Below are 18,987 nucleotides of genomic sequence, written 5' to 3' on the forward strand. Positions count from 1 at the left end.
ATGTTTAAAAATTATACCACAAATCAAGTCGTTCTTCCTCTAGATTTTAGTTTTCAGTTAGAAAAAAACGATATTGCGTTTGTCATTGATCAATTAGTTGAAAGTATTCCGGAGGAACGCTTTCTTCCTTTTCATCATCAAATGGGGCCTTCTTCTTATCATCCGAAAATGATGATGAAGATGATTTTATGTGCCTACACACAATCTGTATTTTCTGGTCGCAAGATTGAAGCCTTGACGAAAGACAGTATTCGCATGATGTGGCTTACTCAAAGTTATCAACCTAGTTATCGAACCATCAATCGTTTTCGAGTGAATCCTTTAGTGAATGCACTCCTTCGGGAGTGCTTCGTCCAGTTCCGTAGCCAATTAGTCAAGGAACAATTAATCGATGAAGAAGCCATTTTTATCGATGGTACAAAGATTGAAGCCAACGCCAATAAATACACCTTTGTTTGGAGAAAATCCATTGATAACTTTGATAAAAAGCTTACTGAAAAATCAAATTTTCTCTACGATGAATTGTTAAAGAATCAAATTATTCCTGAAATTGAGCGAGAGTCCTCAAAAGAATTATCTGTCACTGAATTAGGTAAGATTGAAGAAAATCTCGCGCATGTTGTCGAAAAGTTTACAGAAAAAATCGAACAAGCAGAGGATGGAATTACGCGCAAATCAATCCGTTCTAAACGAAAAATTCCTAAAAAATTAAGGACACTTTTCAAGGACTTTAAAGAGCGAAAACTCGCTTATCAAAAACATAGACAGATTTTAGGGCAACGAAACAGTTACTCTAGAACTGATCTAGATGCCACTTTTATGCGCATGAAAGACGATCATATGAAAAATGGTCAGTTGAAAGCAGGTTATAATCTTCAAATCGCCACGAACAGTCAGTATATTTTAGGCTATGATCTTTTCTCAAATCCAACAGATACACGAACATTGCGCCCTTTTTTAACCACTTTAAAAGAGCGTTTCTTTGATCTGCCAAACTATATTGTCGCAGATGCCGGCTATGGAGGAGAAGAAAACTATCAAGCGGTTTTAGAGGATCACGAGCGAACACCACTCATCACTTATGCCATGTACCATAAAGAACAGAAGAAAAAGTTTAAACAAAATCCGTTCCTTCCAGCAAACTGGTCGTATCAGGAATTAGATGATACGTTTCTTTGTCCAAACGGACGAAAAATGAATTTTCGAAACTATTCTATTCGTACAGATAAATATGGCTTTAAACGTTATTTAAAACGGTATGAATGTGAAGACTGCTCGAATTGTCCTCTTCGAAGCCAGTGTACAAAAGCGAAGAGTGACAAGAATCGTGAGATTCAAAAGAACATGAATTGGGAATACTTTAAAGCAAGAATTCAACAGCTGCTTTCAGAAGAAGAAACAGGTAAACTCTATCGTCAACGAAAAATTGACGTCGAACCAGCTTTCGGACATTTGAAGGCTTGTTTAGGGTTCACTCGGTTCTCTGTTCGAGGGAAACAACAGGCACACAATGAAATTGGATTCGCGTTAATCGCAGTAAATTTAAGGAAATATAGGCTAAGTAAGCTAGAAAACATGAAGGATTCTCCCAATAATCTAAAAAATAAAAGACTGAAAAACATTTTTATGATTTTCGGTCTTCTGTTTTATTTGTCTTAAGACTTATGTCCCAAGCTCAGTCTTAAGGAGTCCGAATAAACGGTAGAAGCAGAACAATTCCTTCTTATTTTTCGAAGTTAAACACTTTGCCAACCTCTTCCTTTTAATGGAAAATATGACTCTCATGAGAAATCTTTGCCAATTTCTTTGTTTTCTCCTCAATGTATGGATATAAAAGAATACCTACTACACAGAACACGATCGTGATGGAAAGTAAAATAATGATTGCCTTCCAAGCATTTGGCCAATAAATTCCTCCTGCAGACTCCCGCAGTAAATTCACCGCATGTGTAAACGGTAAAAAGGGATTAATAAATTGGAAGAATTTACCTGAGACTTGGATCGGATAGTTTCCTCCACCACCGGAAATGGAAAGAACTAAAATAATGATTGCAGCACCTTTTCCGACATTCCCAAACAGTGCAACCAAAACATAGACCATCATCATAAAGGCAAAGGCGATCAATAAGGCAAACAAGACACTATAAAATGGCTGTCTTACATCCACGCCTAATAAAAAATAGTTCCCTAACGTCACAATCAACGCTTGTGCCAATCCCATGACTAAAAACGTCAACATTCTTGCAGAAAATTGTTCGCGTTTAGAATATTTGCCACGGTCTTTTTCATCTAAATAAAAATCAGTCGTCGCAACACTTGAAAATAAGACGGCCCCTACCCATAAACATAGGGCTGTGTAAAATGGCGTACTTGCTGATCCGTTATTGGCAATTGGATAAATTTTATTTTCCGCGATTTCAACTGGTTTAGTGAAAAAGTCACTTTCAGCGTTAGCGTCTAATTTAAGCAATTTTATCACTTGCCCAAGGTCAACATCCTTTTCACCTTTTCTAATCGCTTGTGCCGCTTTATGAAGCCCTATTTTGATATTTGGCCAATCGTTTTGAATTAAATCATCCGCCTTATCCAACGCTGCTTCAAGATCCGGCATTTTTTCATTTACCGTTTTTAACGTACCTGTAATATTTTCTCTGATTTCGGGGTAATCATTTTGAATGAATGACGCAGCTAAACCTACTTTTTCTTGTATCACTGGTAATTCGTTGTTGTATAATTCCGCTCCTTTGTTAATACCATTTACAATCGTATCCATGTGCCCATTTAATAGGACATTCGCATCATGGAGTTCTTGTTTTATGGCAGGCAATTCTGCTTGGTATTTTTCTAAAATCCCAATTGCATTGGTGACAGTACCCTCTGTTGAACTTAATAATGCGGCAAAATCAATTTGTTTTGCTTGATCAAGTAGTCCTTGGGCAGTCGTAATAGTCGCTATCAATTTAGTTAAAATATCATTGACTAAAGTTGAAACTTCGTCCACATCAATACTTCCAGCTGTCTGTGCAATTTGATTAGCGGAATTTTGAATCGCATTCAAATCATCATCCGTAATGGCATTAACATCTAGATTGTCGACCTTTGTTTTTAAATCAGTAATCATAGCATTTACTGTACTTAATTTATCAATCGTTTCTTGTAAACCTTGATTTCCAGCAGCTTCTTGAATTTGAAGCAATGTTTGGATCAATTGTTGAATAACAGCTTGTTGACGTCCTAAGCTGTCTGATAATTGTTGCTTTAATTGCTCGCGTTCAGCCAGTGGCAAACGATTGTCTCGTAGTTGCTCAACGACAGATGCAACACTAGAACCAATGGTCGAAATAGCTTGTAAAGTGACTTTCATACTACTAGTAATACTAGGCAGCGCTTCTTTTAATTTTGCTGCACCTTCGTTCGTTGCGGTCGCTAAACTATCCGCTTGATTCCCTAACTTTTCAATATCCGGCAATGCCGTTTGTACTTGTCGGATAATTTGTAATCCTTGTTTAGCTTCAGCGATTCCTTCAGTCATTGTTTGTTCAACTGAAGCAAAATCTTCATCAATCATCGCTAATTGCTTGCCAGCATTTTGAATTTCAGGAATTTTTTCCTGCAGCGTTAGAATAACTTTTGCCTGCTCTTTGATCGTCGGCATCTTATCATTTAAATCGACCAATTTTGCGCCCAATGCATCAACCTCAGGTAAGTAGTCAACAAATTCATTGGCTTTCGCTAATTTAGTTTTTAATTCTGGCATTTTTCCATTCAATGCCACAACTTCTTGCGCATATTTATCGATTTGATCGATATTCTCATCACTTGAAAGAATCATATTTTTCACTTTTGTGATACTAACTAGATTTGAGTCTAAATTATAGCCAATATCGTTAAATACACCCACCAAAGTACTGCTAGCTGTTTTAGTAAATTGATCTGTGATTTGAGCTTGTAAAGAAGAAGCTCCTTTATCTGCGATCTTAGGTGCGATCGCATTGATTTTTTCATTGATTGAATAATCTATTTTAGGTTTCGTGATCTCTCCTGTTGTAAAGCTTAGTAGATCTTTTGAGAAATCTTTGGGTAAATAAATGCCTGCATAATATTTCCCTGACTTTACGCCTTTATCTAGCTCTTTTTTTGAATCAACAAATTGCCAACCCAGTTGTTTATTTTTATGAAGATTTTTCAAGACTTCCTCTCCAATATTCACTTTTTTGTCTTTGAAAGTTGCAGCTTGATCATCACTGTATACCGCAATCGGCAACTCGCCAGTGTTCGCATAAGGATCCCACAAGGCTTTGATGTTAAACCATGCATAAAGTGATGGGATAATCATCAGTGCGATAATCAAAAATGTTGCAATCGGATTTTTAAAAATGCGTTGCCAATCTAATTTAAATAACTTCAATGTATTTTTTATATGTTCCATCCTATTTCACCCACTCTTTTTAATAACTGATTTACTTTAGCATAATTTTTTTATCATTAACAAATGAAAAATCCAATTTTTGTCCATTTCTACGACAGGTATCCTGAATTGTCGTAGAGATTTCTTCTATGCATTTAGTTTAAACCATTATACAAATGATTTTTTTGTATTATTTCTTTCATTGCTTTTTTTTGACACTAAAAAAGCAAGCTCATCCGAATGAATCAGCCTGCCTTTATTTGTTAGCTTATAGTTTTGCTGAAAACTCTGATACTACTTTTTTTACTTCGTTTACTGAATCTGGATCTAAATAGGAAAGCGCTCTAGGAACCACACTCATAAGATACATCTTATCGAGTTTATCTGTTGATCTTCTTTCCATCAACTCTGCTAGCAAATGTTTCATATCTTCTTGGTGATCCGCTTTTGTGCGATCCATTATGAAGTCATAAAATTTCTTCTCGTCTGCTTTCATGGGCTACGCCTCCTAGAATTTTTATTTTATTATACGCTTAAAAAGAAATAAGTAGAAGTGATTCGCATTATTTTGTCAAAACTAAGTGTATAATCATTTAACTCATAATCTAAAATAAATTTCCGTCTTTGCTTCATTCCGGCTATTCTTTCAACTTTTCGATCAAAAATTCATATGCTGCTCGGCTGATGACTCCCATCGGATGATTGATTCCTGGATTAAAGTAAAAGTCCATCGAAACTAACTCTTCAAGTGTTGTTTCTTTGTTGATCGCTAAAGATAGCGTATTGATTGATTGCGTAATATCTTTTTCAGACATCAATTGACCGCCAATCAACTTGTGTGTTCCTTTTTCAAAAACCATTTTGATATGGACATCTTCCTGTATTTGGAGATATGGTAACTGACATGGTAATGTCAAAAAAATACTTTCAACGTCCATTCCTTCAAATTTCGCTTCCACTTCTGTCAAACCAGTACTTGAAACATAGCAGCCAAAAATTTTAGTAGCTGTCGTTTTTTGTGTCTTATTATAGTTCATCGAATGTCCTAATGCATTCATTGCCGCGACAGTTGCACTTCTGACAACGTTGTTCACCAAAGGAATAAATGACTTACGATAACTATTGCTGACTGGATAAGAAATAACATCACCTAAGGCATAAATATCAGGATTACTTGTTTGCATATGTTCATTTACACGAATCGTTCCATTTGCATTTAAATCTAAAAAATCCTTCACTAATGTCGTATCTGGACGTGCATTGACGGCGACAATCACGTACTCATTTTCGATTGCTTCATTTGTTGTGTTCGTGATAAACGTCTCTTCTTCTATGTTTGAAAACCCAATAACACTTTCATTTAAATGAAGTTTAACACCGGAATCTCTAATTTTTTGTTCTATTAATGAAGATAATTCCTTGCCTACATATCGAAAAAGGACTGAGTCAGCACTTTCAATCAAATGAATTTCTTTCCCTTGACCCTTTAAAGCATCGCATAATTCTACACCGATATAACCGCCACCAACGATCGAAATAGATTTTGCTTTTTCCAATTTTTCCAAAACCTCTACAGAGCTTGGATAGTTCTTAAAAACAGTTACTTTTTCTTTACTTGGTAATGTTAGATTCGTAGAAAATTGATTTGAACCTGTTGCAAGAATTAGTTTTTCATAGTTTATTTCGTGTTGTTTCTTGTGTATATCTTGATAAGTAATCATTTTTTTCTCAGAATTAATCTTGGTAACTGCTGCGTTGAGTAAAACATTTATCCCCTTTTCCCTCAATTCTTCTAAAGAAAAATACCGCACATCGTCTAATTCATCGACCAATTGATTCATTTTCAAAACGATCCCGCTTGAAATAAAGCTTATTTCACTTCTTTTTTCAATTAGAATAACCTCAGTTTGAGGATTTAATTTTCTTAATGTTACTGCTGCTTGAAGCCCACCATGCGAGGCTCCGATAATAACTACTTTCACTAAGGTTTTTCTCCCTTCAATTGAATAAACCATCATTAGAATTATATAAATGTAAAATAATATCACACTCTAGTCTATATTTATATTATTTTTTTTTTAATAAAAAGTAAGTGGTTACTTTCTTTTTATACGTTGCGTATTGCCATTTCCCTATGAATCAAGTATGCTTAAAGTGAGGTGTCTATTATGCTTAAACGAGATTTTTTAGAAAAGCCTTTCGATTATATGAATGATATTCTATTATTTTTATATAATAATGAAGGCAAGGCAACAAAAAGTGAGCTAGTGAATGAATTTCAAATTAGCTTACCTACATTAAATGAGTATCTGTCTTTCCTGCAAAGCTTTCTTGATGAAAATCAAGTAAACCAGCAAGTCGAAATAACATTAAATGGCGAGAATATCACTTTAAAAAAGAAGCCAACATTTCCATTGAAAAACGTTGTTTTACTATTTTTAGAAAAATCAATCAAATTTCAAATGATTAATCAATTGTTCAATAAAGGTGAAGTGACCTGCGATTATTTTCAGCTGAATTATGCAATCAGCTCTGCAACCTACTACCGAAAAATCAGTGAACTGAATGATCTTCTAAAAGAGTTTCATCTTCAAATCAAGCGAGGTAAATTAGTCGGTGAAGAAAAACAGATCCGCTATTTTTTCTTTAGTTTCTTTTGGTTTCTTTTTGAAGACAAATCCAGCTTAGAAAAAGAAACTGCTAATCAATATCTTGGTTTTGTTGATATTTTAAAGGAGTCTCTTAATCTTGTCTTTGATCCGACCGAAATACTTCAGATCAAATTATGGATGAAAATATCCTTTAGACGTCTGACGACCGAATACAATCCGGTCATTAGTCCCAATTATGATTATCCCGATCGACCACTATTCGAAGAAATTAGTTTGTCTTTACATACATATATGAAAAAAATTGACCGTCCATATACTATTTATGAAGCATACATGTTTTATGACTTCTTTTGCTCTATGCATAATTTTTCACCAAATTCTTCTTTTGCTTTTCGATTGGCAGAAAAACAACGCAGAGAAAGTTCTTATTTAAACTATATGAACAAGGTAATCTTAAAATATCTAAAACAACAAGGTTATTTATCGAGCTATGCTTCATCTGCTCGCTTATTGTATATTGAAAACCTGCTATTTCAACTACATTCGCAACTTTATTATTTTGATGGTTTTATTTTATCTTTTGATAGTTGGACGATAAAATCTATCATCAATGCACATCGGCATCCTTTTTCCGGGAATGAAGTTTTCGAATTGATGGATATTGCTACTAAAAAATTTGATCAAGATGGTGAAAAAGGGAGTTATAAAAATAAATTCACTGAAATACACTACACGATCATACTAAATCATATTGCCGAATTAAATGAAGAAAAAATTGCGATTGGTGTGTATCATTCACTGAATCCTTTTATTGGTGAATTAGTTATCCAACATTTAACAAATATTTTAGGTCATAAATACCCCATCAAAGCAGAAGCTTTTAAAGAAGATAGTCACTACGACATCTTACTTTCTAATATTTATAGTGACACGATTTCAGAAAATCAAGAACTTGTATACATCTTTTCTGATATTGGTAATCGTTATGATATGGCAGAGATTGAAAAACTAATTATTCAGTTGATTGATACAAGATAAAGTACCATATATTTCATCTATCACTACTTGAAATTATAACAGAGAAATCAGTGCTAAAGTTCTCTGTTTTCTTTATGTCTAGTAAATTTAATGAGAATTATTGTAAATTTGGAACAAATATTTTTGTGTAGTATTATTTTTTTATGGAAATAAACATGGTAAATAATTATCCTTATACTGCGAATTAAAATAAAAAAACGATAAATATTTATCGTTTTTTTATTTGATAAATCCAATATTATTAAACGGTGCAAACCTAAAAGAGACAACCCCTTCAATCGCTCGACCATCCACTAATCCAAACGTTCTACTATCACTAGAATTATTCCGATTATCTCCTAATACAAAATAATGCCCTTTAGGAATTTTTTTTAATTGGGACATTTGCTCCAAGCTATCTTCTGTCAGGTTTACTTTGATTGTTCCATCAGGTAATTCATTTGCAGCAGATAATTCTGAAACTTTTGGTAAAGACTCAGCCTGATGGTTGATAAATAAGTCACTATCTTCAGTCCAAACTAAATCTCCTGGCATACCGATAACTCTTTTCACGTATTGGAACTCACTTTTAACAGGTGGTTTAAATGTAATGATCTCATATCTTTCAGGTTCTTTTGTACGACGAACAATCACTCGATCTCCATTTAATAATGTTGGCTTCATTGAATCCCCATCAACCATATGAGGTGATGTATTCAAAATAAAGAAAAAAACAAAAATCGCAACTACTACGATAGGAAGCATAAATTTGATAATTTCAATAATATTCTCTTTTCTTTTTTTCTTCTTTCTTTTTTCTAATTCTTCTTTAGATATTTTTTTCTTTTTTCTCTTTTTTTTAATAGGTTCAGATACCTTAACTCGTTCTTCTTTGGATCTTGGTTTAACTTTTGCTGCTCCCTTTATTTCTTCTGTTCGTTCTCTAGGTTGGGAGCGTTTTTTCTTAGGGCCAGATTGTGGACGTTTTCTATTTTTAGCTTTTTTATTTTTATTGAACTTTCTTTTTAATTGCCGTTTCAGCCGTTCAAAACGTACTCTTATTTCATCCATGATACACCTCAATCAAAATGATTAATACTCTTAGTTAAGAATAACAGACTACTATATTTTTTTCCATACAAAAATCTTGCAAAGCGTTTTTTGGCTTATACAAAAAGGGAGCGGGGCAAACTCTAAAGTTTTGCTCCACCCACCTATATCTTACTCCTGATCGAATACTAATTCTTGCCCCTCAACGATGACACTACTACTAAGCTGATTTTTGTTCATTAATGTTTGAATTGATAGGCCTGAATCTTGAGCAATTTCCCATAAAGTCTGACCATCTTTTACAACATAGACTTCTTTTGGTGCTTCTTTTTCTTTTTGTTCAGCAATGGTATTTTCAGTTGCCGTTTCTTGCTTTGGTTCTGCTTGTGTAGCTGGAGGTGTTGGCGCAGGTATAATCGCCGCTCCACCATCAGCTGTTACTGGTGCAGATGCCGTACCGCCTGCTGATGCTCCTAAAACCAATGAACTAGACATAAAGTAAATAGCAGTACTAAACAATATTGCAGAAAAAACCAACAGAATAGAATATTTTTTATTGATTCGTTTTTTCATATTGTTCTTCCCTTCATTCGTTTTGTGGTCGCTTAGTTTCCTGATTTATCCAAACGTGATAATTTACTTAGACGTTCTTCTAATTCACGATAAATTGTCATTACTTCATTTTTAGATTCTTCTACTTCATTAGAAATATTTTTCGCACGATTTCCAATATTTAACATTTCAAGTTCAGCTGAGTTGACCATATGTTTCGCTTCAACTTGAGCTTCACTAATGATGCGATTTGCTTCTTTCTTAGCTGAAACCATTACCTCACCGATTTCTTGTTGTGATTTCAAGGCTTCTTCTTGTAGAGATTGGTTTTTCAATAATAGATCGTTGATTTGTTGTTTTGCTTGCAATAGTTCAGCTAATTGATTTCCTGTAGCTTCGCCTGTTGCAGAAATATTACGCATTGTTTCAAGTTCAGCATTTAAACTTTCTAGTTCTTCTTCTTTTTCTTTATAAATACTTCTTAAACCAGCTAACTCAGATTCAAACACATTTTTTTGAATTGAATATTTGTCATTCAACCCTTGGATACGGCCCAGATTGTTTTCTAATTCACTTTTTTCTTTTAAAACTGTTTCTAATTCTTTTTTCAATTCATCAACTCGGCTGTTATCAACGGTAACATCACTAGTTGTTGCTAAAGAAACTTCTTTTTCTTTCAATTCTTCGTTTTCTTCTTGCAATCGATGCATTTGTTCTTGAAGATCAGCAAGTTTTTGTGTCAACTCTTGATTTTCTTTATCAGTAGTTTGAAGTTTTTCATTTAATGATTCTAATTCCATCTTCACCGTCTCCAATGCTTCTTGTTTTTCTCCGATTGTTCCTCGGGTAGCCAAATCAGCTTGTAATTGTTCTATTTCTTTATTTTTTTCAAGAATTTGCAGTTCTAATGCTTTGTCTTTTTCAACAAGAGCAGTTTCTAAATAAGCAATTTGTTCTTGTCCACTGACATTCTCTTTTTTCAACTCTTCTATTTGTGCCTTTAAACGCGTCAGTTCTTCTGTAGAGTCAGAAGCTTCATTCGCATCTTCCAGTTCAAAAATCTCTGTTTCTTTTAGGTTGAGCTGTGTCGCTAATTCATCATTTTTTTCTTTTAATGATTCCAGTTCATCCTGACTACTTTCGACTTTGATCACTAATTGTTTATTTTGTTGAGATAAACGGAAATTTTCATCCTTATTTTGTTCAAATTCAGATTCTTGCAATCTGTATTCTTCAATCAATTCTCTTAAACGAGTAATCTCTTGTTCTTGTTCAGCTATTAAACTGCGATTATTCGTTGTTACCGCAGTTTCAGGTTGATCATTGACCGAAGTAAAATCTACCTCTTGTGTTAGTTCTTCTTCGGAAACCTCGTTAATTTTTTTGATTAACCGTCTCTTTGCCATGTATTTTACACCCCATCTTTTATTTCTTTACTCATTTGTCTAATACCACTTTTTCTAAGTTACTTTCTTTCGATTCTCTTGTATAAACAATCGATTGTTTAGATAGCTTGTTCGTTTTATCTCGATATGTAAAGTTAAAATCAATCATCATGATTTCTTTTACTGGCTGTAGCTCTTTGATAAAGGTTTCAATATTCTTTTCAGCTGTTTGGAAATCACTAAACGTCAATGCTGTAGGAAAAACTGATACGGTCAGTGTTTCAGTTTTTTGACTGATCAAGATTGCCACATTGGCTTCTCCAAAAAAGGGTTGCCAATCTCTTATAAGTTGAAGTTCATAATTGTCTAATGCTTGAGCGTCTCGGCTTTCTACGACTTTTTGCCAAGGAAATTTAGTCAATTTCATTGTATTTTCTTCGTAGCTTTCAATTTCAGCACCAGAAGCTGCTCCTCTGGATCCTCTAACCTCTTCTATCTTCCATTCTAAATCTTTATTATCTTTTCTTAAAGTATCTTGATTATAAATTATCCCAAAAAGGACTAGGCAAAAAATAATTGCTGCAATCATTAAAAATAATAATGATCGATTATTTTCTTGATACTTATAAAAATTAATCTTACGTTTCATTTTTGGACTATCAGAATCTAAGCTCTCCAGTTGGAATCGAACGTACAACTGATAACTGAAAAAAAGAAACAGTATTACTACTAATGCAAACATAAAAATCGTCATCAAATATAAACTCCTTTACCCATTAATAAAAAAACACTAACTATATCTATTTATTCGAAAGTTATCCACTTTCCACCCAATTATACATAGTTTATTGTAACATTACGTATCGTTATTGCCAACTTTTTTTTATAACGAATGATAAAAGTCAATAAAAACAGGATATCCATCTATAAATTTTAGGATTTTTTTAGGATTTTAACTAGATGGAATTGTTTATAAGCACTTGTGTTAACGTTTTCTGTTATAAATGATGGGATTTTTATTATTCATTAATAAATAACACTCTAATAAGTAAAAACAAGGTTCTCCTATTTAGGATCACACTGTTTCGATCGACTCTCCTATTCTTAATAAAAATAGGATATGTTTTCCATTAAAAACACCAGATATCTTTAACGATATGTACCAAGATTTTCTTCTAATTCTGCTTCTACAATTCCTACGCTAACACCCAATGCACGATCAACTGAGTCCATGATTTCTAAACCTAAGTGGCAAACTTTTTCTTTTAAACGGATTTTATCGATAGTACGGATTTGTTCTAGTAAAATGACCGAATCGCGTTCGATCCCTGTTTCTTCTGAATTAATTCCTATATGTGTTGGTAACTTTGGTTTAGCCATCTTCGCTGTGATTGCAGCAACGATAATAGTTGGACTAAAATGATTACCTAAATTATTCTGTATGACTAGTACTGGACGTACTCCCCCTTGTTCTGATCCTACGACAGGGGATAAGTCTGCAAAATATATGTCACCCCTTTTGACCATTTGAAACCTCCTATTCTATTTATACTCCTTTGGTATACGTTCTGAAAACGTGCATGCGACTTCATAATGAATTGTCTCTAGTTTGTCTGCGACCATCTGCATAGTAATAACCTCTCCATGATCGTGTCCAATCAATGTGACTTGTGTTCCTACGTCCATTTGTCTTGGTAAGCGAATCATGCATTGATCCATACAGATCCTTCCAATAATTTCACACAGCTCGCCATTCACTAACACTGAGAAGCCTTGTAAATGTCGTAACCAGCCATCTGCATAACCAATTGGTACAGTCCCAATCCATTCATTTGCAGTTGTTATATAAGTGTGTCCATAACCAATTCCTTCTCCAGCTGAGAGCTCTTTTACTTGAATCAATTTCGAGACTAAGCTCAGTGCAGGCTTCAATGGATAAACTTCTGGCAACGCATGTCCAGATGGATTCAGTCCGTACATTGCTATCCCAAAACGAATCATATTTCCCACATTGTCAGGATGCCAAAGCGCTGTTGCACTATTGCTTACATGGACGTATTTTGGTAGTTCAAAAAGCACAGACAAGATTTCTTGAAAACGATGTGTTTGTTTTTCAAAATAACTTGCGTCTTTCTCATCTGCTGTAGAAAAATGCGTAAATAATCCTTCCCAAATAAGTGTCTTCTCTGATTGTACTAATTCAACTATCTGTTTTACAGCCTCTGATGTAGTGAATCCAATGCGGCCCATTCCAGTATCAACTTTTATATGTATTTTCAATGGTCTTTGTGGTTCTATATGGGTTAGTTGTTCTATCGCTTGTTCTAGCCATTCTTGCGTTGCTACCGTGACAGATAAATCGTACTTCAGTAACAAATCTATGTAAGAAACATCTACGACACTCAAAATCAGTATCGGCTCTTGAAAACCTGCTTCACGTAATTCTATCGCTTCATCCAAGATTGCTACACAAAATCCAGTAGCGCCTCCCTCTCTTGCCGCTTTGGCCGTTTGAACAGCGCCGTGACCATATCCATTTGCTTTGACTACCGCAAATAATTCTGTCCCTTTTGGCATTCGTTTTACTTCGTTGCCAACATTTTCTTTAATTGCTTGTGTATCGATCACTAATTTTGTGGGACGATGCCATCCTACTGCCATATGTGTCCTTCTTTCTTTTAAGTTGAAACAAGATCTGATCAAAAATTTTGCTCAACCTATATTCAAATTAAATAGATAAAATCAAACGCCTACTTACACAGTTTCCAAAATGATTTGAGCAACCGCAAAGGTTTCTGTATGTGAGATTGAAACAAATACATTCCCTTCATGAGGCGATTTGGTAACTTTCGGCGCGCCATTTTTTTCTTTTAAAATTTCAATGTCACGTAATCCTACACTTCCGATCCCAGTTCCCCACGCCTTAGAAAAAGCTTCTTTACAAGCAAATCTGCCAGCCAAAAACTCTACTTGCCGTTTATGGACCAATTTTTGAAAAAGGACATGTTCATCATCGGTCAAAACTCGTTTTACAAAAGAGGATTTGTTCTCGATAATTTTTTCGATTCTTGAGAGTTCAACCATATCTATACCAATTCCTTTTATCATTCTTATGAGCCCTCTTTGATTTATTTTATAAATTACTCTTATTCTATCAAATTTTCGCGATTTTTCCACATAATAATGTAAAATTTTAAAAAAAGCTGAATGAACTTATCTAATTTAAACTAAAAAAGAGAAAAAACCTCGTTTAATTGTTCCTATTTCGCTTTATTTCCTCTCTTTTTATTACGAAGATAAAGTGGTTAAACTTTAACAAAAAAGGGCAGAACAAAGCATAATACGCTTTGTTCTACCCTCTTAAAATTCAATAACTAGTCAAACTGAAACAAGCTGATTCTCATTTCTACTTTTTATGAATTTATTAATTTGAGTTATCTCTAATAACAAAGCTACGTTTTTTATCGTTATGACGTTTTGCTGAACGATTATCTTTGTTCTTATTGTAGCCTCCACCGTTTGCGCTACCGCCAGTGCCTTTGTTATTTTTGTTGCCACGGTAACCGCCACCGCCATTTTTATTACGATTACGGCTATTGCCACCGCCACCGCTGCGATTATTTTTATTGAATCCTTTTTTATTTGATGGTAATGGACGTTCTGGTGTAATTTTTACTGGTACAGCATCTGATGGGTCTTTAGAAATTGTTTTAAGTAATAATGCTGCTAAATCTTCAGCAGAATACTTTTCTAAAAGATTTTCAGCAGAAGGCAAGTAATTTTCCAAGCCATTTTCTGCTATTTTTTCTTCAACCGTTTCGATTGCAGCCCCTAATTGTCCTTTGAATGCTTCTTGCTCGTTTGGTGGACGTAGTGGTGTCATACGTTTTTTCGTTAGTTCTTCAATAACGTGTAAGTAGCCCATTTCATTTGGTGTAACAAAAGTAACGGACATTCCACCTTTTCCAGCACGACCCGTACGACCGATACGGTGAACATAGCTCTCTGGATCTTGCGGGATATCATAGTTGTAAACGTGTGTTACGCCAGAAATGTCTAACCCACGAGCAGCAACATCTGTCGCTACTAAGATATCTAAGTTTCCACTCTTGAATGAACGTAATACACTCATTCGTTTCTGTTGAGACAAGTCTCCGTGAATACCTTCAGCTTTGTATCCACGAGCTTCTAACCCGCGAGCTAACTCATCTACACGACGTTTTGTACGACCAAAAACGATTGTAAGTTCTGGTGTTTGAACATCTAACAAACGAGTCATGATATCGAATTTCTCGAAATCTTTTGAGCGTACATAGTATTGATCGATCAAATCAGCAGTCATTTCTTTTGCTTTGATTTTCACGTGCTCTGGATCTTTCATGAATTTCACGCCGATATTTTTAATTGCTGGTGGCATTGTCGCTGAAAATAGCAATGTTTGACGTTTTGATGGAATCTTAGAGATGATTTTTTCGATGTCTTCCAAGAATCCCATATTCAACATTTCATCAGCTTCATCTAAAACTAACGTTTCGATTGTATCTAGTTTTAGTGTACGACGATTGATATGATCCAATAAACGTCCAGGTGTTCCGACAACAATGTGCGGATTTTCTTTTAGTCCACGGATTTGACGACCGATATCTGCTCCACCATATACTGCTTGGACACGGATTTTTTTATCGCGACCTAAACGATATAATTCTTCTTGCGTTTGAATTGCTAACTCGCGTGTTGGTGCAATAACAATTCCTTGTAACACACGGTTTGCTGTATCGATTTTTTGCAACATTGGAAGACCAAACGCGGCAGTTTTACCTGTTCCTGTTTGTGCTTGTCCAATTACATCTTTTCCTTCTAATGCTAACGGAATCGTTTCCTCTTGGATGGGCGTTGCTTCTTCAAATCCTGAGCGTTCAATTGCTGCCAATAATTCTGGTTCTAAGCCAAGTTCTTTAAATTTCAAATGATATCCTCCTAAATAGTGTTTGTTGCAGAAGAAATGAATTCTTCCAGAATGATGTTACAGGTGATTTGACTTTCACTAATTTTGAAAATGTTCATGGAGTCACTGACCTTCTACACAGGTTCAGTTTATTTTCTGATTAGTGTTACCGAAAAATCCACCTTATGAAGCTACAGGCACTAGAAAAGCCAAACGAGTTCGTTCAGCTTTTTTAATCTTTATATGATAGGAAAGTATCTTCACTAGGTACTTTCGATTTATCTACTTCGATCTTTCGGCAATAGGTTATTCTAGCATATTTTTACATTTTCAGCAAGTTTTATGAAACCTCTCTAAATTTCAAGTAAGTTCGCGACAACTTCATTTAAGCCCATACCATTACTTGCTTTTAAAACAACCATGTCTTTAGGTTCAAGAATTGATTTTAACTTCGCGGTTACTGCTTCTTTTTCTTCTTTTTTAAAGTAATGGAGTTTATTTTGCTGATATTTTGTTGCAAGAATATCGTATAGCACTCGCATTTGCGTTCCATAAAGAACAACTTCTGTGATTTCTTCTGGATTTAGATGTTCATCTGCCGAAGCATGCATAGCAGCTGAATCAGGTCCTAATTCAAGCATATCGCCTAAAACAGCTACTCTTTTGCCTTGTGTTGGCATTTGACTAAAACTATCCAGCACTAGATTCATCGCTGTTGGATTCGCATTATAAACATCACTTAGAATTTCGATCCCCGTTTGACTTTTTAACCACTCTGTTCGATTTTTTGTTAATTGAAACTCTGCCAAACCAGCTTGAATTTTATCTTCTGAAATGTCAAACCATTGTCCAATGCTGATGGCAATCAAGGCATTGCCCACATTGTATTTACCTGGAACTGGAATAGTAAATAATGTGTTTGATCCGTTGATTCTAAAGGACGTATAGTCTTTTTGCACTTCAACGATTGTAGCTTTACAATCGGCTTGATCAAACCCAAATGTTTTGATTGTTTGCGGCAATTCTTTTACTAGTGGTATCAGTAATGGCTCATCTGCTGGAAGAACCATTAGCCCTTCATCCGAAAGGCCAGAAGTGATCTCCATTTTTGCTTTTGCAATGCCTTCTCTTGAACCAAGATTTTCAATATGTGCTTCTCCAATCATTGTAATTGCAGCAACTTCGGGTTTAGCTAATCTTGATAGAAAATCGATCTCATTCGCATGATCCATTCCCATTTCTAAAATCAGTTTTTCTGTCTCATCAGGCATATGTAAAATCGTATAGGGTAACCCGATGTCGTTATTATAATTTCCTTGCGTTTTATAGGTATTAAATTGCTTTGCCAAAACGGCTTCTGTCATATCTTTCGTTGTTGTCTTACCATTGCTTCCAGTAATTGCGATCACAGTAGGAGTCATTTTCTTTAAGTAATAAACGGCTAATTCTTGCATTGCTTTTAAAGGGTCACTGACTTGTAAAATTGGAAATTCGTCTGGAGCTGTTTCTGACGAGTTCCAAAAAGAACCTTTCGCACCTTTATCCATAGCACTTTTGATAAATAAATGACCATCATTTTCACCTTTTAAGGGGACGAAAAGATTCCCATCGCTTATCAATCTGCTATCAAATTCAATACCAGTCAGTTCAAAATCTGACCATTGTTTCCAATCATTGGTAGCTTTTGTTACTTCAGCGGCTTCCCAGAAAGTTAATTTCATTAATTTCTCTCCTTAATAAATGTACATTAGATTGTTTACATTTTTACCTAAAGTTTTATAATCATAGCTAGTCATACATAAAAGGGCTGAGACAAAACGTCAAATGTTTTGTCTCCTCCCTTTTTAGTAGCTTATCTTTCGTAAAAACTTTGTCTTTGTTTGAAACGGTTTAAGGCTAATTGAATTAATTCTTCGATCAAATCGCTGTATTTCAAGCCCATATTTTCCCATAACAATGGATACATACTAAATTCTGTAAAACCAGGCATTGTATTCAGCTCATTTAAGAATAATTCATTTTTACTAGTCAAAAAGAAATCACAGCGGCTTAATCCGCTACCATCTAAAATAGTATACGCTTTTTTCGCAAACTCTTGTGCTTTTTGATGGACTTCATCTGGTATTTCTGCTGGAATTTGCATCGTGATCTGGTTGTCGATATATTTTGAATTGTAATCATAAAAATCAACATCTTTGACGATTTCACCTGGCAATGTAGTTCGAACATCTTCATTACCTAAAATCGCTACTTCGATCTCACGAGCCTCGATTCCTTGTTCAACGATCGCTCTAGAATCATAAAGATACGCTTCTTCTAAAGCATTTTGTAGTTCTTCACGATTTTCAGCTTTGCTGATTCCTACACTTGAGCCCATATTAGCAGGTTTCACAAATACTGGATAAATCAAGGAACCCTCACATTGTTCGAATACTTTTTTAGGATTTTCTTTCCAATCGCTTTTTAGTACAGGAACAAATGGTACTTGAGGAATTCCTGCTGTTTGAAGAAGGTATTTCGTCATAATTTTATCCATTGCATTTGCACTTGCTAACACACCAGCACCAACGTAAGGCATACCTATTGTTTCTAAAAATCCCTGGATCGTACCATCTTCCCCGTTTGGACCATGTAATACTGGGAAAACAATCGTATCTTCTTCTTGAATTTCACAAGGCAATATCACACGTCCCGTGAATTCACCCCATTTATCTATTTCGCCTTCTTCAGACCAAGTTAATTTCAGAATATCTTGATTTTCTGGTTTTTCAGTCAAAAGCGGGCCTTTGACCCATGTCCCCTCTTTACTGATAAACACTAATTGAACTTGATAATAGTTGTAGTAAATCGCATTTAAAACGGAATAGGCAGACAATATAGAAACATCATGTTCCTCACTTCTCCCACCATATAGCAATGTAATCTTCAAATGCTTTTCCTCCTAATTTTTAAAGCGTAGCGGGCTCGTTTAACTCTGACTGAAAAATAGGAAAATATGAGAGTGGCACTTTTAACCAC

15 protein-coding genes are annotated in these 18,987 nt (G+C 34.9%); 2 read left to right on the forward strand and 13 right to left on the reverse strand.

All coding sequences use genetic code 11. The annotated features are described in order from the left end of the window. Positions 1-1,659: an IS1182 family transposase gene (locus AC4BC4_RS12980; protein ID WP_490477345.1), complete on the forward strand. Its 1,659-nt coding sequence runs from the start codon at positions 1-3 to the stop codon at positions 1,657-1,659. Positions 1,660-1,762: 103 nt separating this feature from the next. On the opposite strand, the gene AC4BC4_RS12985 is transcribed toward AC4BC4_RS12980, so the two are convergent. The 3 genes from AC4BC4_RS12985 to AC4BC4_RS12995 all read right to left on the reverse strand — a co-directional run bounded on the left by AC4BC4_RS12985 (position 1,763) and on the right by AC4BC4_RS12995 (position 6,390). Continuing rightward, positions 1,763-4,429: a YhgE/Pip domain-containing protein gene (locus AC4BC4_RS12985; RefSeq protein ID WP_490475966.1), complete on the reverse strand. Its 2,667-nt coding sequence runs from the start codon at positions 4,427-4,429 to the stop codon at positions 1,763-1,765. 247 nt (positions 4,430-4,676) lie between these two features. Beyond that, complete coding sequence (locus AC4BC4_RS12990; RefSeq protein ID WP_069646395.1) at positions 4,677-4,904, reverse strand: hypothetical protein; 228 nt, start codon at positions 4,902-4,904, stop codon at positions 4,677-4,679. A 142-nt stretch (positions 4,905-5,046) separates the two neighbouring features. Continuing rightward, a complete protein-coding gene (locus AC4BC4_RS12995; protein WP_490475967.1) occupies positions 5,047-6,390 on the reverse strand; it encodes an FAD-dependent oxidoreductase in 1,344 nt (447 codons plus the stop codon). Positions 6,391-6,576: 186 nt separating this feature from the next. Here AC4BC4_RS12995 and AC4BC4_RS13000 point away from each other — a divergent pair, with 186 nt between their 5' ends. Further along, positions 6,577-8,058 (forward strand): helix-turn-helix domain-containing protein, encoded by a 1,482-nt coding sequence (locus AC4BC4_RS13000; protein WP_490475968.1) that lies wholly within the window; start codon positions 6,577-6,579, stop codon positions 8,056-8,058. A 219-nt stretch (positions 8,059-8,277) separates the two neighbouring features. On the opposite strand, the gene lepB is transcribed toward AC4BC4_RS13000, so the two are convergent. From lepB to AC4BC4_RS13050, 10 genes are all read right to left on the reverse strand, one after another. Then, entirely contained in the window at positions 8,278-9,108 is an 831-nt protein-coding gene (lepB, locus tag AC4BC4_RS13005) for a signal peptidase I (RefSeq protein ID WP_490475969.1), read from the reverse strand. 150 nt (positions 9,109-9,258) lie between these two features. After that, positions 9,259-9,660, reverse strand: coding sequence for a LysM peptidoglycan-binding domain-containing protein (locus AC4BC4_RS13010; protein ID WP_438758355.1), 402 nt, complete (start codon positions 9,658-9,660; stop codon positions 9,259-9,261). A gap of 32 nt (positions 9,661-9,692) precedes the next feature. Continuing rightward, a complete protein-coding gene (locus tag AC4BC4_RS13015) occupies positions 9,693-11,045 on the reverse strand; it encodes a coiled-coil domain-containing protein (protein WP_438758354.1) in 1,353 nt (450 codons plus the stop codon). A 31-nt stretch (positions 11,046-11,076) separates the two neighbouring features. After that, positions 11,077-11,778: a hypothetical protein gene (locus AC4BC4_RS13020; protein WP_490475970.1), complete on the reverse strand. Its 702-nt coding sequence runs from the start codon at positions 11,776-11,778 to the stop codon at positions 11,077-11,079. Between the two features lie 395 nt (positions 11,779-12,173). Beyond that, complete coding sequence (locus AC4BC4_RS13025) at positions 12,174-12,551, reverse strand: type II toxin-antitoxin system PemK/MazF family toxin (RefSeq protein WP_438758352.1); 378 nt, start codon at positions 12,549-12,551, stop codon at positions 12,174-12,176. 15 nt (positions 12,552-12,566) lie between these two features. Further along, positions 12,567-13,685, reverse strand: a complete 1,119-nt coding sequence (gene alr, locus AC4BC4_RS13030) for an alanine racemase (RefSeq protein ID WP_490475971.1) — start codon at positions 13,683-13,685, stop codon at positions 12,567-12,569. 93 nt (positions 13,686-13,778) lie between these two features. Continuing rightward, positions 13,779-14,132 carry a holo-ACP synthase gene (gene acpS / locus AC4BC4_RS13035; protein WP_490475972.1) on the reverse strand — a complete coding sequence of 118 codons (354 nt, stop codon included), beginning with the start codon at positions 14,130-14,132 and terminating at the stop codon, positions 13,779-13,781. A 316-nt stretch (positions 14,133-14,448) separates the two neighbouring features. After that, positions 14,449-15,990: a degradosome RNA helicase CshA gene (gene cshA / locus AC4BC4_RS13040; RefSeq protein WP_438758349.1), complete on the reverse strand. Its 1,542-nt coding sequence runs from the start codon at positions 15,988-15,990 to the stop codon at positions 14,449-14,451. Between the two features lie 332 nt (positions 15,991-16,322). After that, on the reverse strand, positions 16,323-17,690 hold the full coding sequence (locus AC4BC4_RS13045) for a UDP-N-acetylmuramoyl-tripeptide--D-alanyl-D-alanine ligase (protein WP_490475973.1): 1,368 nt from the start codon (positions 17,688-17,690) through the stop codon (positions 16,323-16,325). 131 nt (positions 17,691-17,821) lie between these two features. Further along, positions 17,822-18,898, reverse strand: a complete 1,077-nt coding sequence (locus tag AC4BC4_RS13050) for a D-alanine--D-alanine ligase (RefSeq protein WP_438758347.1) — start codon at positions 18,896-18,898, stop codon at positions 17,822-17,824. Between the last annotated feature and the right edge of the window lie 89 nt (positions 18,899-18,987).

The organism is Enterococcus sp. AMC1086 (assembly GCF_058216575.1).

Excerpts from the sequence above, each read along its gene's own strand:
- AC4BC4_RS12980 (WP_490477345.1), top strand. The coding sequence starts at position 1 with ATGTTTAAAAATTATACCACAAATCAAGTCGTTCTTCCTCTAGATTTT.
- AC4BC4_RS13025 (WP_438758352.1), bottom strand. The coding sequence starts at position 12,551 with ATGGTCAAAAGGGGTGACATATATTTTGCAGACTTATCCCCTGTCGTA.
- AC4BC4_RS13045 (WP_490475973.1), bottom strand. The coding sequence starts at position 17,690 with ATGAAATTAACTTTCTGGGAAGCCGCTGAAGTAACAAAAGCTACCAAT.
- AC4BC4_RS13010 (WP_438758355.1), bottom strand. The coding sequence starts at position 9,660 with ATGAAAAAACGAATCAATAAAAAATATTCTATTCTGTTGGTTTTTTCT.
- AC4BC4_RS13020 (WP_490475970.1), bottom strand. The coding sequence starts at position 11,778 with ATGACGATTTTTATGTTTGCATTAGTAGTAATACTGTTTCTTTTTTTC.
- AC4BC4_RS13000 (WP_490475968.1), top strand. The coding sequence starts at position 6,577 with ATGCTTAAACGAGATTTTTTAGAAAAGCCTTTCGATTATATGAATGAT.
- AC4BC4_RS12990 (WP_069646395.1), bottom strand. The coding sequence starts at position 4,904 with ATGAAAGCAGACGAGAAGAAATTTTATGACTTCATAATGGATCGCACA.
- AC4BC4_RS13015 (WP_438758354.1), bottom strand. The coding sequence starts at position 11,045 with ATGGCAAAGAGACGGTTAATCAAAAAAATTAACGAGGTTTCCGAAGAA.
- AC4BC4_RS12985 (WP_490475966.1), bottom strand. The coding sequence starts at position 4,429 with ATGGAACATATAAAAAATACATTGAAGTTATTTAAATTAGATTGGCAA.
- acpS (WP_490475972.1), bottom strand. The coding sequence starts at position 14,132 with ATGATAAAAGGAATTGGTATAGATATGGTTGAACTCTCAAGAATCGAA.
- alr (WP_490475971.1), bottom strand. The coding sequence starts at position 13,685 with ATGGCAGTAGGATGGCATCGTCCCACAAAATTAGTGATCGATACACAA.
- lepB (WP_490475969.1), bottom strand. The coding sequence starts at position 9,108 with ATGGATGAAATAAGAGTACGTTTTGAACGGCTGAAACGGCAATTAAAA.